General features: G+C 63.7%; 14 protein-coding genes and 1 pseudogene. 5 read left to right on the top strand and 10 right to left on the bottom strand.

Translation table 11 applies throughout. From position 1 onward, the window contains the following. The first annotated feature begins 302 nt into the window (after window positions 1-302). On the top strand, window positions 303-1,460 hold the full coding sequence (locus tag PZL22_RS04085; protein ID WP_003527892.1) for an RHE_PE00001 family protein: 1,158 nt from the start codon (window positions 303-305) through the stop codon (window positions 1,458-1,460). A 23-nt stretch (window positions 1,461-1,483) separates the two neighbouring features. Here PZL22_RS04085 and PZL22_RS04080 read toward each other — a convergent pair whose 3' ends face one another. Then, complete coding sequence (locus PZL22_RS04080; protein ID WP_284718166.1) at window positions 1,484-2,014, bottom strand: hypothetical protein; 531 nt, start codon at window positions 2,012-2,014, stop codon at window positions 1,484-1,486. Window positions 2,015-2,204: 190 nt separating this feature from the next. Then, window positions 2,205-3,065, bottom strand: a complete 861-nt coding sequence (locus PZL22_RS04075) for a DMT family transporter (protein ID WP_003527897.1) — start codon at window positions 3,063-3,065, stop codon at window positions 2,205-2,207. An 81-nt stretch (window positions 3,066-3,146) separates the two neighbouring features. Between PZL22_RS04075 and PZL22_RS04070 the strand changes: the two genes are divergently transcribed. Further along, on the top strand, window positions 3,147-4,571 hold the full coding sequence (locus PZL22_RS04070; protein WP_284718165.1) for an aminotransferase-like domain-containing protein: 1,425 nt from the start codon (window positions 3,147-3,149) through the stop codon (window positions 4,569-4,571). A 155-nt stretch (window positions 4,572-4,726) separates the two neighbouring features. On the opposite strand, the gene PZL22_RS04065 is transcribed toward PZL22_RS04070, so the two are convergent. From PZL22_RS04065 to PZL22_RS04045, 5 genes are all read right to left on the bottom strand, one after another. After that, window positions 4,727-4,876 (bottom strand): hypothetical protein, encoded by a 150-nt coding sequence (locus PZL22_RS04065; protein WP_284718164.1) that lies wholly within the window; start codon window positions 4,874-4,876, stop codon window positions 4,727-4,729. Window positions 4,877-5,053: 177 nt separating this feature from the next. After that, the gene (locus PZL22_RS04060; RefSeq protein WP_003527903.1) at window positions 5,054-5,914 is read right to left on the bottom strand and encodes a shikimate dehydrogenase; all 861 of its coding nucleotides are present in this window, start codon (window positions 5,912-5,914) and stop codon (window positions 5,054-5,056) included. Window positions 5,915-5,992: 78 nt separating this feature from the next. Next, complete coding sequence (locus tag PZL22_RS04055; RefSeq protein WP_003527904.1) at window positions 5,993-7,009, bottom strand: TRAP transporter substrate-binding protein; 1,017 nt, start codon at window positions 7,007-7,009, stop codon at window positions 5,993-5,995. 60 nt (window positions 7,010-7,069) lie between these two features. Further along, window positions 7,070-8,350 carry a TRAP transporter large permease subunit gene (locus PZL22_RS04050; protein ID WP_003527905.1) on the bottom strand — a complete coding sequence of 427 codons (1,281 nt, stop codon included), beginning with the start codon at window positions 8,348-8,350 and terminating at the stop codon, window positions 7,070-7,072. A 10-nt stretch (window positions 8,351-8,360) separates the two neighbouring features. Further along, window positions 8,361-8,924, bottom strand: a complete 564-nt coding sequence (locus PZL22_RS04045) for a TRAP transporter small permease (RefSeq protein ID WP_284718163.1) — start codon at window positions 8,922-8,924, stop codon at window positions 8,361-8,363. Between the two features lie 298 nt (window positions 8,925-9,222). Here PZL22_RS04045 and PZL22_RS04040 point away from each other — a divergent pair, with 298 nt between their 5' ends. After that, window positions 9,223-9,885 (top strand): TetR/AcrR family transcriptional regulator, encoded by a 663-nt coding sequence (locus PZL22_RS04040; RefSeq protein WP_003527907.1) that lies wholly within the window; start codon window positions 9,223-9,225, stop codon window positions 9,883-9,885. Between the two features lie 229 nt (window positions 9,886-10,114). Further along, window positions 10,115-11,350, top strand: a complete 1,236-nt coding sequence (gene aztD / locus PZL22_RS04035) for a zinc metallochaperone AztD (RefSeq protein WP_003527908.1) — start codon at window positions 10,115-10,117, stop codon at window positions 11,348-11,350. A gap of 25 nt (window positions 11,351-11,375) precedes the next feature. On the opposite strand, the gene PZL22_RS04030 is transcribed toward aztD, so the two are convergent. The 3 genes and pseudogenes from PZL22_RS04030 to PZL22_RS04020 all read right to left on the bottom strand — a co-directional run. Next, window positions 11,376-12,233, bottom strand: coding sequence for a sigma-70 family RNA polymerase sigma factor (locus tag PZL22_RS04030; protein WP_003527909.1), 858 nt, complete (start codon window positions 12,231-12,233; stop codon window positions 11,376-11,378). Beyond that, complete coding sequence (locus PZL22_RS04025) at window positions 12,233-12,706, bottom strand: carboxymuconolactone decarboxylase family protein (RefSeq protein WP_003527910.1); 474 nt, start codon at window positions 12,704-12,706, stop codon at window positions 12,233-12,235. Before PZL22_RS04025 ends, PZL22_RS04030 begins: the two co-directional genes overlap by 1 nt. A 178-nt stretch (window positions 12,707-12,884) precedes the next feature. Further along, a pseudogene (locus tag PZL22_RS04020) lies at window positions 12,885-13,103 on the bottom strand (type II toxin-antitoxin system Phd/YefM family antitoxin); the annotation flags it as partial. A gap of 239 nt (window positions 13,104-13,342) precedes the next feature. On the opposite strand from PZL22_RS04020, the gene PZL22_RS04015 reads away from it, so the two are divergent. Continuing rightward, window positions 13,343-14,317 carry a C45 family peptidase gene (locus PZL22_RS04015; RefSeq protein WP_127613878.1) on the top strand — a complete coding sequence of 325 codons (975 nt, stop codon included), beginning with the start codon at window positions 13,343-13,345 and terminating at the stop codon, window positions 14,315-14,317. The last annotated feature ends 25 nt before the right edge of the window (window positions 14,318-14,342 follow it).

Here is a 14,342-nt window from a genome sequence, read left to right as displayed (position 1 = left end):
CGGAACGCTCCCGCTGCGCAGACAGCCCCTTCCTCCTGGAGATCCCGGGAGGCGTCGGGAGACCGGAGATCAAGGGCGCTCCACGGTGCCGGGCCCGGAGTTGACAGCTGTCAACTACACGAAGTCGTTCGGTCTTAGGCCGGTATTAAGATCAACGCCACCGGCGCGCAAGCGTCGTTATGGACGCCGTGCGGGGAGCAGATGTGAGCGGAGCACAATAGGGGTGGAAAACCTTCGAATAGCTGTGCCGGGACGAAAGCGCGTGCTACCTTCCGTTTAGCCGCCAACGCGTTGCATTTAAAATGAGATATGAGATTCCTGATCCGCTCGATCCGGCGCTGCTGCCGGTCCTGATTGCCGCCGAAGACGGGCTCGCGCGGCTCGATGAGCGAGCCGGTCGCCATGCCGTCGCCGAGGGCTTTCGGGAGCGCGGCCAGTTTTTCGATGCGGCGGCGGCCCTTTGGATCGCCGGTGAACTCGTGCATGTCGAGGATCTGGTACTACACGACTCGCATATGGACTCGCGAGCTCCGTCGCACGAGCTGACCATCGCGCACGCGGTTCTGAGGGCGCGGCGACGATTGGATTTGGCCGATGCCGACTGGGCCTTGTCGCAGCCTGGGCTGAGCGCGTTGCGCGGCGACGCGGTGCCGGTCGTCAGGCATGACTCTCTCGACCCTCCGGCTCTCCGGGACGATCTGGGCGAAACGGATGCGCCTGACGCGGCGGACGGCCCGATGGATGGCTCCCTTTCCGACGCATTCGCGGAGATCGATGCGGCGATCGCCCGGTCCGCGCGGCTGCTGGACATTCATGCTGGAAGCGCGGTCATGGCAGAACAGCCGGTCATCGAAACGCAGTCGTCGAGAGTGGAGCCGACGGGCCAACTCGGCCTGCTCTTCGATGACGACTGGGATGAGACCGCCCGCCTCGATGCGTGGCGCGCCGTGCTGCCGGTTGCCGACCAACTGCCCTCCGCGCTTGGGGCTGCCGTTCTTTTCGATGCCTGGGAGCGCATCGAGCCGCTGCGCCGGCAGCACTGGCTCGGCTCGCTTCTCGTCGGCGCCTATCTCCGGTTTCGCGGCAAGGTCGGTTCGCACGTGCTCGCCTATAATACGGGCTTAAAGACGATCCGCCACGAGCGTCGACGCTCAAAGGACCGGCTGACGCGTCTCACCGGTTTCCTGGAGGCGATGTCCGCGGCGGCCGAACTCGGCATGAAGGAACTCGACCGTCTGTCACTCGCCAGGACACAGATGGAGATGCGGATCCGAGACCGCCGATCGAACAGCAATCTCCCGGGCCTGATCGATCTCGTCCTCTCGCGGCCGATCGTCTCCGCCCCTCTGATCGCCCGCCATCTCGGGGTCACGCCTCGCGGCGCCCTCAATCTCGTGCGCGAACTCGGGGTTCGTGAAATGACGGGCAGGGGGCGCTACCGCGGCTGGGGCGTACTCTGAAAGAGCGAGGGAAAACGGTCGCTTCAGCTCCGCCGCAAATTGAGCTCGCTCGTCACCACGCGCTTTCCTGTCGCCGGATCCACGTCGACGGTACTGAGGCGCATTCCGTTCTCGCCGCGTTTTTGCACGACGAGCGTCGCCTTGCGATCGCCATTGACTTCCCTTGCCCAGGTGACGGTGAGATTGATGGCGTTGCCGCTGCGGCTCCCGGACAAGGCGGAGCGCCCGCCTCTCGGGCCGACATAGATGCCGGTATAGCGCGCTCCGTCGGTTCTCAGGTCTGCGCTGATCGAGCGCGACACTACGAGCAGGCCGCGGCAGGTGCCTCTCATAGCGAGGGCGGTGCCGGTCGCATCCGAGCTGAAATTGCACGAAACGTTGATCGGTCCTCGGTCGATGCGAAGCAGCACCGTACCGCCGCCGGTCCATCGGCCCTCGAGCGAATTGAGAAAGGCGGCCTCGTCGGCAGGGGCCGCGCTCGTCTCCAAGGGAAGTATTCCCCCGACAAGCACGAGCCCCGCAAGCACGAACCGGGATATCTTCCGTCGCATCATCGTCATAGGCCTCCCGTTCTGGAGCGGAATGAGGAAAGGCACGCGGTCTCGCGCGGACGCTCGTGGCGCGACCGGTCCGAATGAAACGGCGGATCGCTGCGAAGGTTCCGGCGTACCGCTATCCCAACAGTATCACCGATCGGTCGATGCGGGGCAGAAACCGGCTGACTTCGGGAACGGTCGCCGGAGGTCAGGCAAATTTTCTTGCACCGGCGACGCAGGCGACGATGGCGATCGTCGCGGCGAGCATGCTCCAGCTCACGGTTTCGCCGAGCAATGTCGAAGCCAGCGCCAGACCGAAGAAGGGCTGCAGCAATTGTAACTGGCCAACCGCCACTATCCCGCCCAGCGCCAGGCCGCGATACCAGAAGATGAAACCGATGAGCATGCTGAAGACGGAGACGTATCCGAAGCCGAGCCAGGAAGCCGCGCTCAGGCCCGCAAGACTCGAGGGCATGGTGGCGAGCATCAGGGCCGTCATGACCGGAAGGGAGAGGACGAGAGCCCAGGAAATGACCTGCCAGCCGCCAAGCCTGCGCGACAGCTTCGCACCCTCCGCGTAACCCAGCCCGCACGCGATAATGGCAGCGAGCATCAGGAGATCCCCGATCGGCGAGGCGGAAAAGCCCTGCCGTGCCGCGAAGCCGACGACGATCGCGCTGCCTAGGCCCGAAAACACCCAAAAGGTCCGGCGTGGGCGCTCGCCGCCGCGAAGCACGCCGAAAATCGCGGTCGCAAGCGGCAGAAGGCCGATGAAGACGATGGAATGGGCGGAGGTCACGTGACGCAGCGCAAGCGCCGTCAAAAGCGGGAAACCGACCACGACCCCGAGCGAGATCACGGCCAGCGATGCGAGGTCTCCCCGGGCAGGCCGTCTTTCGCGGAAGGCGAAGAGCAGACACAAGGCGAGAATTCCCGCAATCGTTGCCCGTGCTACGGTCAGGAAGATAGGGTCGAAGTCCATCACCGCGACCCGGGTCGCCGGCAACGAGCCGCTGAAGATCACGACGCCGATCAAACCGCTCATCCAGCCGCTCGCTGCCTTGTTCATACCGATGCTCCTTTTTCTCCGGTATCGGGCCGGATCGCTGGCTGTTCCAGAGACAGTAAGGTACAGTTGAGAGGAACTGTCATGGAGAAAGAGCCAGTACGGATGCAGCTGAAAGCGACGAGTGCCGCGGGCGAAAGCCTGATCGCCAGGGTGATGGGCACGGTGAAGCACCGGATAGCCGCGCGGAGTTTGACGCCCGGCGCGAGGCTCCCGTCCATCCGTTCCTTCGCTTTGGCCATGAAAGTGTCCAAATCTACGGTGGTAGAGGCCTATGAGCGCCTTCAGGCCGAAGGTGTGATCCGCTCGCGGCCGGGTTCGGGCTTCTTCGTAGCGGCGCCGCTTGCGCCGCTCACGCTTGCCGAGATCGGCCCGCGCGTGGACCGGGCTGTCGATCCCCTGTGGATCTCGCGCCAGGCCTTGGAGCCGGGGGAGGGGGTACTGAGGCCGGGCTGCGGCTGGCTGCCGCCGCACTGGATGCCGGAGGAAGGATTGCGGCGGGCATTGCGGGGCATCGCACGCGGCGCCGCCGCCACGCTTGTCGACTATGGTGCGCCGCTCGGATTGCTGCCGCTGCGTCAGCTTCTGGCACGGCGCGTGGCGCAGCACGGCATCGAGGCGTCGCCCGATCAGATATTGCTCACCGAATCCGGCACCCAGGCGATTGATCTGCTTTGCCGTTTCCTGCTGAAGCCGGGGGATGCGGTGCTCGTCGACGATCCGTGCTATTTCAATTTCCACGCACTCCTCAGGGCGCATCAGGCAAGAATCTTCGGTGTTCCCTATACACCCAGCGGGCCGGACATCGGCCGCTTCGCCGAAGCGCTCGCAGAGCACAAACCGCGGCTCTACATCACCAATTCTGCCCTTCACAATCCGACCGGCGCAATGCTGTCGCCGCTTGTCGGCCATCGTCTGCTCAAGCTTGCGGAGCAGGCTGGGCTGACGATCATCGAGGACGATATCTTCGCCGATTTCGAAGAGACGCCGGCGCCGCGCCTTGCGGCTTTCGATGGGCTCGAACGCGTGGTGCACATAGGCAGTTTCTCGAAAACGCTTTCGGCGGCGGTGCGCTGCGGCTTCATCGTGGCTCCTCGGGACTGGGTGGAGGCGTTGACCGACCTCAAGATCGCCACGTGCTTCGGCGCCGCCGGCTTCTCGTCCGAACTGGTGCTGACGCTCCTGAAAAACGGCAGCTATCGCAAGCACATGGAGACGGTGCGCCAGCGCCTGGCAGGGGCCATGGCCGAGACTGCCCAAAGACTCGCGCGGATCGGGATCACGCCCTGGATCGAGCCGCAGGCGGGGATGTTCCTCTGGTGCCGGCTGCCGGATGGCATCGATGCCGCGAGGCTCGCGAGGCAAGCGCTCGCCAGAGGCATCGTGCTCGCGCCGGGAAACGTCTTCAGTCATGCCCAGACGGCCAGCGGCTTCTTGCGCTTCAATGTCGCCCAGTCGGAAGACGAGCGGCTTTTCCGGGAGCTTGCAGCGCTCACGGCCGCTGCCTAGATCACGATCATTTTAGCCCGCAAACCCCGCCACCGTCGCCGAAAGCCGCACAGACATCACAGTGGTGCCGAGGGGGCAGAAACGCGTGGTCAGGTTCGTGAGCCAGGCCGGGGATTCCTCGACCAGCGCGGCCTACAGCTGCTTGTCCACGCCTGTCAGATCAGCGCGGACCGGCGCTGCGGCCCGAGCGCCTGCACGACGTCCTTCTGCTTGTCGAAGGCTACCTTGAATACGGTTACGGACGAGAATTCCGGCGACGACGTCAGCTTTTCGATAATTGGTTCCTGCAGGCGCAGGTCGGGCACCAGCTCGCCCAAACGTCGACGACGATCGCCGTGCCCGCCTGCTGGGCCGCTTCGAAGGCTTTGGTTTCGAATGACTTCAGATCGCCGGCGAACGCCAACCGCCGGTTGCCCCGCGCCTCCTTGAATGACACGCTATACAAACCGGTCGTCAAATGAAACCTGCGTGGCCGGGCGCCGTTAGCCGGTCATCGCCCTGAAGTGGCCGAGCATCCGCGCCGCGTCGGGTTCAAGCCCGGTGAACAGCCGAAACGCGCCGACCGCCTGGAACACCGCCATGCCGCCGCCGTCGAGCGTTTTGCAGCCACGCCGCCGGGCCTCCCTGAGAAGCGCCGTTTCCAGCGGAAAATAGACGATCTCGGCGACCCAATGGCTTCGCGAAAGAAGCTCGGCGTCGAGCGGCAATCCGGGATATTTCGCCATGCCGGTCGGCGTGGCGTGGATGAGGCCGGCGGCATTTTTCATTTCCGAGGGAAGGTCGTTGCCGGCCGCCACCTCGGCTCTCGGAAAGAGAGGGGAGAGCATCCGGGCGAGCGCCTGCGCCCGGCCGGCCTCGCGGTCGAACACGACGAGCCGCTGCAAGCCAAGCGAGAGCGCGGCATAGGCCGTGGCGACCCCGGCGCCGCCGGCGCCGAGCTGCACGGCGGAGGAGAGGTCGGCATCCGGGAGGCCGCGCCGGAAGCCTTCGGCAAAGCCCCACCAGTCCGTATTGTGGCCGTAGCGCCGTCCGCTTCTGAGGACCACCGTGTTGACGGCGCCGAGTTGCCGCGCCTCGGGGGCGAGCTCGTCGAGATAGGGAATGACCGCCTGCTTGCAGGGATGGGTGATATTGAGTCCGGCAAACCCTCGCCGCTCGGCGTCGGCGAGCAAGCGCGACAGGTCCTTCTCGCTCGCCCCTAGCATGTTGAGATCGATCAGGTCGTAGTCGTAGCGAATGCCCTGCGCCGCGCCTTCTGCCATATGCATGGCCGGCGTCAGCGAAGCCTGGATGCCGGTGCCGATCAGGCCCGCCTTCAAGGATCTCACAAGCGTTTCGGTCATATGTCGGGTTCCGGGTGTTTCGGTTTCTGGCAGCTGCGCGCCGGCCCGCCGTTGCGGGCGGACCGGCATGAGGTCTGGTCACTGGCCGCGGGCGGTGCCGATTTCCTTGAAGAGCGCCTCGACCGTCTCCTGGCCGATATCGGCACTGAACTTCTCGATCATCGGCTTGACGGCATCGCGCAGCTTCTGCGTTTCCTCGGGGCTCAATTCGCTGACTTCCATTCCCGTCTTGCGGATCTCCTCGAGTGCTGCGGCATCCTGCTCGCGCGAGACCTTGCGCTGGAAGTCGCGCGCTTCGACAGCCGCCTGCTGCAGAACGGTCTTTTCCTCGTCATTGAGCCCGTCCCAGAACTTCTTGCTGACGAGGACGATCTGCGGATTGTACTGATGACGGGTGAGCGTCATGTACTTCTGCACCTCGTAGAATTTCGCGTTGATGATGTTGGCGGAGGGATTCTCCTGGCCGTCTACCGTTCCCGTCTCGAGCGCAGTATAGAGCTCGGTATAGGGGAGCGGCACCGCATTGGCGCCGAGCGCGTTAAAAAGCCCGACCGGGATCGGCGACTGAATGGTGCGGATCTTCAGGCCCTTTATGTCTTCGAGCTTGGTCACCGGATGCCGGTTGTTGGTCAGGTTGCGGAAACCGAGCTCCCAATAGGCGAGGCCGACGAGCCCGGTGGCGGGCAGGCGTTCCATCAAGCTGGTGCCGAAGGGACCATCCATCACCTTGTCCGCCTCCTCGCCGCTGTCGAACAGGAAGGGGAGGTCGACCGCGCCGAACTCCTTGACGTTGCTCGCCAGAATGCCGGCGTTCAGCACTGTCATCTCGATGACGCCGCCCTGCAGCGCCGAGACGGTCTGGACGTCGCCGCCGAGCGTCCCGCCCGGGAAGAGCTTGACCTCGATCTTGCCGCCGCTCTTCTCCTTCACGAGCTCGGCGAATTTCTCCATGCCGGTCACTTGCGGATGACCCTTGTTGTTCGCCGAGGCGAATTTGACCGTCTGATCGCGGATCTCCGCCAGGGCCGGCCCCGCCGTCATGAGTGCCAGTGGCACGGCCAGGCCCAATGCCAGTTTGGTCAGTCTGTCGAACATGTTTTCCTCCCAGGTTGGACCGGTGTCGTGCCGGCCTTGTTGACAGTCGAAAATCGCGCCTCAGCGTCCGAACCAGGAGACCGGAACGGTCACCAGTTCAGGGAACAGGACGAGCAGGAAAAGAACGATCAGTTCCGCGAAGAGGAAGGGCATCACGCCCTTCATCAGATCCTCCATCGAAAGCTTCGACACGCCGCAGATGACGTTCAGAACGGTGCCGACCGGTGGGGTGATCAGGCCGATCGAGTTGTTGATGATGAAGAGCACGCCGAAATAGACCGGATCGATGCCCGCCTGCTTGATGACCGGCATCAGGACCGGCGTCATGATCAGGATCGTCGGCGTCATGTCCATCGCGGTGCCGACGATCACGATCAAAACCATGATCGCGATAAGCAGAGCCGTCTGGTTGCCCATCAGGGGCTCGAGGAGTGCGGCGAGCGCGCCGGGAACGTCGGCAACGGTGATCAGCCAGGCCGAAACCGCCGCGCAGGCTACGAGGAACATCACGACGGCGCTGATCTTCGCGGCCGAGACGAAAACGTGGAAGAGTTGCGCCGGCGCCAACTCGCGATAGACGACCATCGAAACGAAGAGCGAATAGACGGCGGCGATGACACCCGCCTCGGTCGGCGTGAAGACGCCGAACTTCAGTCCGACGATGATGATGACGGGCAGGAAAAGCGCCCAGAGGCTGTCGACGAAGGCCCTGAGGCGCAGCCTGCGGCTCTGCCGCGGCGGCAGTTCGAACTGCTCCTTGCGGGCGACGATCAGCCAGGTGATCGAAAGCGCCGCGGCGATCATCAGTCCCGGGAATATGCCGGCGAGGAAGAGCTTGGTGATGGAGACGCCGCCGACCACCCCGAAGAGGATGAAGCCGATCGAGGGCGGTATGATCGGGCCGATGATCGAGGCGGAGGCGATGAGCCCGCCGGCGCGCGCCGGGTCGTGGCCGCTTTTCAGCATCATCGGCAGAAGCAGCGCGCCGAGTGCGGCTGCATCGGCGACCGCCGAGCCGGAAAGACTGGAGAGAATGCAGGCCGCGAAGATCGCGACGAAGCCGAGCCCGCCGCGGATATGGCCGACCATGGCCATGGCAAGCGCGACGATGCGGCGGGAGAGGCCGCCCGTATTCATGACCTCGCCGGCAAGCAGGAAGAAGGGAACTGCCATCAGCGGGAAGCTGTCGGCTCCGTTCAGCACGTTCTGCGCCACGATCTGGGCATCGAACAGGCCGAGATAGAGCATCAGCGCCACGCCGCTCAGAATGAGGGCGAAGGCGATCGGCACGCCGAGCGCCATGGGTCCGAGAAGGGCGCCGAGGAAGATCGATACGGTCATCGTCGCCTCCTCAATGCTTCGCCGAAAGCGGACCGAGCGCGGGGGCAGGGAGGTCGTCGAGCGCTGCTTCGTCCTCGCTCTCGCGTACGAGATCGGTCGTGGTCACGTCGATGCGGCCGGTCGCGATCGCGAACACATCGGCGAGCAGGATCAGGAAGGCCGGAACGCCGAAGGCGAGGCCCGCTCCGTAGAAGAAGGCCATGGAGATGCCGGTCGCCGGCGCGCCGACATGGAGGTTGATCAGTGTCTGGGTCCAGCTGCCGCTAATCACCAGCCAGGTCGCATAGAGCATAAGCGCGTGGCCGCAGAGCACGGCCGCCTTCGCGGCGCGCGGCGGCAGGCGCTTGATGAGCGAATCGACGCCGAGATGGCCATGCTCGCGCATGGCGACCACGGCGCCGAGAAAGGTGAGCCAGACGAAGAACATCCGCGACAGCTCCTCCGACACCGTTATTCCCTGGTTGAAGGCATAGCGCAGCACGACATTGCCGAAGACGAGAACGACCATGCCGGCAAGCAGCAGCGCGATCGTCACCCTCAAGGCGAAGAAATAGAAATCGATGATGCGGCCCATCCGCTCCTCCCAAGCGACAAGCGAGCGACAGCGCAAGGCGCAGACCTGTCGCAGGCTTCTCCTCCCCAGCCAGGCGGTCGCCCGGAGCCTTCCGCCACGCTCCTCCGTGGCGTTCGGCATGTCTCGTTGCAAAAATGTACTAACTAGTTCGGAAAATCAATCCCCGCGAGGTTGAAAGGGCGAGGCAAGGTGATATGTGTTGATCCATCGTTCGGGAGGTCCGTGGTTCGACTGCTGCCTCGCTTCGGCAAGTGGATCGGTAAACGGCTTGAGGGAGAGCGGGGGCAGCGCGGTGAACATGGCGGAGCGGCAGGCAAACGGCAGGAAGAACGATCCGCAGCGGACGCAGGACGACATCCTCGAAGTCGCGACGGAGGAATTCTCCACCCATGGCCTCGCAGGCGCGCGCGTCGATCAGATCGCCGAGCGCACCCGCACCTCGAAGCGGATGATCTATTATTACTTCGGCAGCAAGGAAGCGCTGTATCTCGCCGTCCTCGAGCGGTCCTATCGCAAGATCCGCACGCTGGAGGCCGATCTGGAGCTTGCGAACCTGCCCCCAGAAGAGGCACTTCGCACACTGATCGCGACCACCTTCGACCATGACGAGGCCAATCCGGACTTTGTCCGCCTGGTCAGCATCGAAAACATCCATCACGCCGCGCACATGCTGCGCTCCGATGCGATCCGGGACCTCAACGTCTCGGTGATCCAGATGATCGAGGCGATCATCGAGCGCGGCCTTGGTGACGGGACCTTCCGCCGCAAGGCCGACCCGATCGACGTGCACATGCTGATCAGCGCCTTCTGCTTCTTCCGCGTCTCGAACCGCTACACCTTCGGCACGATCTTCCGCCGCGACCTGTCGGAGCCCGAGACGATCGCGCGGCATCGCACGATGATCGCCGATGCCGTGGTGAGCTATCTGAAGAGCGACGAGCCCAGCGCGGCGCGTCGGTAGATCCTCTCCGTTTCATTTCCGCGACAAGCAGGGGAACGAGGGCGAAAGCATCCGCTCGTAGCGTTCTCGGGATTGACACGCACCGCTTTCGTAATGTTATTACGTCATCGAGTAATGTAATAACATAGCGATTCCGGGAAGATGCATTACCAACGGCTTTTCATAGGCCCAGCCGTGCCGACGGACTGCCCGGACGAGAACTGTTTCAAAACAAAGAAAGGACCCCCCGATGATATTGTCCCCAACCCGGGCCCGCCTGATGGCAGCAGTGGCGTCCGCTTTCGTCTTGGCCACACCCGGCGCACGCGCGGATGATCACGAGACGAAGGAAGCCTGGCGCCTGTTCGTCGCCGATCACACGCAGCCGGTCGTGCGCGCCATCGACTTTGCGGACGGCAAGGAATTGGGCCGCTATGACATCAAGGGATATGCGGCCCTGACGGTCAGCGCATCCGGGCAGACGGTCTTCGCCGCGCAATCGGAACAGGACATCGTACACATCATCAAGACTGGCATCGGGTTCTCGGATCACGGGGAGCATCGCGACGTGGAAGTCTCCGATGCCGCGCTTCTTCCGGTGGCGATCGAGGGCAAGCGCCCCGCCCATGTGGTGCCGCATGACGATCACGCGATCATTTTCTACGATCGCGGCGGCAAGGCGGACATCATCGACGAAGCCGCGCTTCTCGAAGGCAAGGCGCAGGTCAGGGCCATCGATACGACCAAGCCGCACCACGGTGTCGCCGTGAGCATGGGGCGCCATGTGCTCGTTTCGGTGCCGGACACGGAAATCGAGCCGAAGCCGGACGAACTGCCGCCGCGAGTCGGCTTGCGTGTGATCGACGAAAAGGGCGGTCAGATCGGCGAGATCAGCAAATGCACCGACCTGCATGGCGAGGCCACATCAGCCCGTCTCGTCGCCTTTGGCTGCAAGGAAGGGGTGCTCGTCGCCCGTCCCGGCGGTATCGACGGGCCAAAGCTCACAATGCTCCCCTACCCCTCCGATTTCCCGAAGGGTTACACGGGCACCCTGCTCGGAGGCAAGGCGATGCAGTTCTTCCTCGGCAATTACGGCGAGGACAAAGTCGTGCTCATCGATCCGGACAGCAGCGAGCCGTATCGGCTGATCACGCTGCCGACCCGGCGCGTCGACTTTCTCCTGGATCCTGCAACCCCGGCCAATGCCTACATCCTGACGGAAGACGGCGACCTCCATGTGGTGGACGTGATCAAGGGGGAAATCCTCCGCAAGGGCAGGGTCACCGAGCCATACAGCAAGGACGGCCATTGGCGCGATCCGCGCCCGCGCCTGGCGGCAGCCGACGGCCAGATCGTCATCACCGACCCGCGACACTCGCTCATCCGGGTGATCGATGCAGAGACTCTCAAGGAGACCCGTACGATCCCCATCGAAGGCCAACCCTTTGCGATCGTCGCCGTCGGCGGATCCGGCGCCTCGCACTAAGTTCGAGCGCGCTTTAAAGGTAGGCTCATTGCAGGTGCCTCAGCTTGTCGGGATTCCGCACGACATAGATCGCAGCGACCTTGCCGCCCTCGATCTCGAGGGCGGTGGTCTGGATTTCGCCGTCGGCCTCCATCGTGATGAAGCCGGGCAGTCCGTTGACGAAACCGACGCGCAGCAGTTTCGAGCCGTGCGCCCGGAAAAGCGCCGCCAGCTTCTCATGGACCTTCATCACGGCGTCAAAGCCGATGATCGGCATGATCGCTGCCGAGCGCTTGCCGCCGCCGTCAGCATGGATGCTGACATCGGCCGCGAGCATGGCGCCGAACGCGTTCATGTCGCCGCTGCGCGAGGCCTTGAAGAAGGCCTCCGCAAGCTCGAGGCCGCGCTCCTTCTCGACGTGAAAGCGAGGCCTTGCCTCCCGGACATGCGTGCGTGCGCGGGCGGCAAGCTGCCGGCAGGCCGCGGCGTCGCGCTGGATGGTCGCTGCAACCTCCTCGAAACCGAGCCCGAACACGTCGTGCAACAGGAACGCTGCCCGCTCGAGAGGGGACAACCGCTCCAGCGCCAGCATCAGCGGCAAGGTGACGTCTTCCACTTCCTCCTCCTCCACGACGGGATCGGGAAGCCAAGGCCCCACATAGGTCTCGCGCTGGCGCCGTGCCGATTTCAGCTGATCGAGGCAGAGCCGGGTTACGGTGCGGCGCAGGAAGGCCTCCGGTTCGCGCACTTCGGCGCGGTCGGCCCCCATCCAGCGGATGAAGGCCTCCTGCACCATATCCTCGGCATCGGCAACCGAGCCGAGCATGCGATAGGCGACGCGCATCAGCTTCGGACGCAGCGGGTCGAAACTCGCTGCCGCATCCGCTTGCGTAGCCTGTGTCATCAGGCGACCGCCTTCTCGGCGATTGCCTTCGCGGCTGCCGGTTCGACCCACAGGCCGAAGCCCACGGCGAGGCGGTTCCATCCGTTGATGACATTGATCATGAGCGTGAGCTTCACCTGCTCCTCCTCCGTGAACTCGGCCTTCAGCGCCTCATAGGCGGCGGCGTGAGCATGGCCCTCCGACAGCCGCGTCAGAGCTTCGGTCCAGGCAAGCGCCGCCCGCTCGCGGTCGGTATAGCACGGCGCCTCGCGCCATGCCGAGAGCAGGTAGATCCGCTGCTCGCTCTCGCCCTTTACCCGGGCTTCCGCCGTGTGCATGTTGATGCAGTTGGCGCAACCGTTGATCTGCGAGGCCCGGATTTTCACGAGCTCGATAAGGCTCGACTCGAGGCTCGAAGCGACGGCGGTAGAGATGCTGAACCAGCTCTTCATCAGCGAAGGGGCGGCGGCAAAGGGATCAAGTCTGGCAGTCATGGTCGGTCTCCTTTTTGTTGGTTCCGACACCATGACGAGACAGCGGCCGCCGGTGTGACATGGATGCAAAATTTTTTGTCGAGGCGTGGGGCGGAAATTCACCAGGCCGGTTGGCGAGAGCATCGATATGACGTTCGTGTCGAGGAGATAGCCACTCACAGACCGACATCCCGGGAACGTTACGTTCGAACTCGCCGCCTGGGAACTTCTGCAGATGCGAAGCGAGGCTGGGCCGGGTCCTGTTCAGGGCCTTGCGCGCGATCTCCGCTGCCGCAAGCGGAACGAGAACTGCGACAGGCTATCCGTGGCGGGTAATCGTCACGAACTCGCCTCTGATCGCTTCGTCGACATAGTCCGACAGGCCGGCCTTTGCATCTTTAAGGCTTACGGTCGACATAAGTCCCTCCCATGCAAGTAGTCACATGTGACTATATACGCGCCGGCGAGGCGAGAAATTCGGGGTTTCGGGTCCGACCCCGTTTCTTTGTGCGGGGCCAGGCTGGGAGGATCAATCTGGCGGCCTGCTGCCGGTGGTGATCGGCCGCGCCCTGGTGCGGTTCGTGATGGTGGAGGGACTCGTGCGGCATCACGGTTGCGTTGCCAAGCCACTTGTTCAGTCCTTATACTCCTCGCGCTATGGAGAAGACCTTCGTCGCGGCGCGAGAGGAACGGCCTGGGGAAGCTTGGCTTTCGCGGTTTGCTGCCGGTCGAACCGAGGCGGAGAGCTGGTATTTCGGGCGGGCCCAACGAGCATCGGGTCCGAGCGCCAAGGAATGTCGCGAGGCCCTATGGCAGTACATGCCTGAACTCGTTCCTCACTACGAGCACGCCTGCGCTCTCGTTGGAGATGATGAGGTTGCTCATCGGATGCTCAGTCACTTTCGACCCGCGCCGGATGCTTTTGGCTGCAGTCAATCTGTCTGGCTCGGCGAAGGGGGCCCGGCACTGATCCGCAATTTCGACTATCCGCCGAGTATCGTCTCCGATCGTTTCGAAATGACCGAGTGGTCCGGGTTAAAGGTGATCGCGAAGGCGCAACGCCCTTGGGGAGGCTGCGTCGATGGGATGAATGAGCAAGGACTGGCCGCAAGCGTTACTCTTGGGGGCGGACGTTCTCAGGGCAGAGGGTTCTCGATCATTCTCGTGATCCGCTATGTGCTGGAGACCTGTCACCAGGTCGAGCAGGCTGTCAAAGCTTTATGCCGAATACCTGTGGCGCTCGCGCAGAACGTCACCGTACTGGATAGTGCCGGCAACTATGCCACTCTATTCCTCGGACCGGGCCAACGGCCGATCATTACGCGCCTGAGGGCATGCGCAAATCATCAGCGGGCGGCACGACCGTCATCATTCTCGGTGGCTCGGCAGCAATTTATTCTGAGAGCACTAGAGGATCCTTCCATGTCGCTGGAGAAGCTGACGGACGGCTTCCTTCGGCCGCCGCTTTATTCCGTGAGCGGGGCCCATCCCACCCTCTACACAGCCGTCTATCGCCCTGCAAAAGGCAGAGTAGATTATATCTGGCCGGGGAAACGCTGGTCTCAGCGTTTCGAGGATTTCCAAATAGGCGAATACACGCACAACTTTACCCGCCGATTTCCCGTTCAGTAAGCCGGCGCGTGGGGGCATGCGCCCG

The sequence above is a fragment of the Ensifer meliloti genome (assembly GCF_030064585.1).
Lineage (GTDB): Bacteria > Pseudomonadota > Alphaproteobacteria > Rhizobiales > Rhizobiaceae > Sinorhizobium > Sinorhizobium meliloti.
Note: the sequence above shows the minus strand (reverse complement) of the source record. Positions and strands in the feature narration are given on the sequence as shown.

What these genes read in the sequence shown, in the direction of transcription:
- PZL22_RS04085 (WP_003527892.1), top strand. Translation starts at nt 303, where the DNA reads ATGAGATATGAGATTCCTGATCCGCTCGATCCGGCGCTGCTGCCGGTC.
- PZL22_RS04080 (WP_284718166.1), bottom strand. Translation starts at nt 2,014, where the DNA reads ATGATGCGACGGAAGATATCCCGGTTCGTGCTTGCGGGGCTCGTGCTT.
- PZL22_RS04075 (WP_003527897.1), bottom strand. Translation starts at nt 3,065, where the DNA reads ATGAACAAGGCAGCGAGCGGCTGGATGAGCGGTTTGATCGGCGTCGTG.
- PZL22_RS04070 (WP_284718165.1), top strand. Translation starts at nt 3,147, where the DNA reads ATGGAGAAAGAGCCAGTACGGATGCAGCTGAAAGCGACGAGTGCCGCG.
- PZL22_RS04060 (WP_003527903.1), bottom strand. Translation starts at nt 5,914, where the DNA reads ATGACCGAAACGCTTGTGAGATCCTTGAAGGCGGGCCTGATCGGCACC.
- PZL22_RS04055 (WP_003527904.1), bottom strand. Translation starts at nt 7,009, where the DNA reads ATGTTCGACAGACTGACCAAACTGGCATTGGGCCTGGCCGTGCCACTG.
- PZL22_RS04050 (WP_003527905.1), bottom strand. Translation starts at nt 8,350, where the DNA reads ATGACCGTATCGATCTTCCTCGGCGCCCTTCTCGGACCCATGGCGCTC.
- PZL22_RS04045 (WP_284718163.1), bottom strand. Translation starts at nt 8,924, where the DNA reads ATGGGCCGCATCATCGATTTCTATTTCTTCGCCTTGAGGGTGACGATC.
- PZL22_RS04040 (WP_003527907.1), top strand. Translation starts at nt 9,223, where the DNA reads ATGGCGGAGCGGCAGGCAAACGGCAGGAAGAACGATCCGCAGCGGACG.
- aztD (WP_003527908.1), top strand. Translation starts at nt 10,115, where the DNA reads ATGATATTGTCCCCAACCCGGGCCCGCCTGATGGCAGCAGTGGCGTCC.
- PZL22_RS04030 (WP_003527909.1), bottom strand. Translation starts at nt 12,233, where the DNA reads ATGACACAGGCTACGCAAGCGGATGCGGCAGCGAGTTTCGACCCGCTG.
- PZL22_RS04025 (WP_003527910.1), bottom strand. Translation starts at nt 12,706, where the DNA reads ATGACTGCCAGACTTGATCCCTTTGCCGCCGCCCCTTCGCTGATGAAG.
- PZL22_RS04015 (WP_127613878.1), top strand. Translation starts at nt 13,343, where the DNA reads ATGGAGAAGACCTTCGTCGCGGCGCGAGAGGAACGGCCTGGGGAAGCT.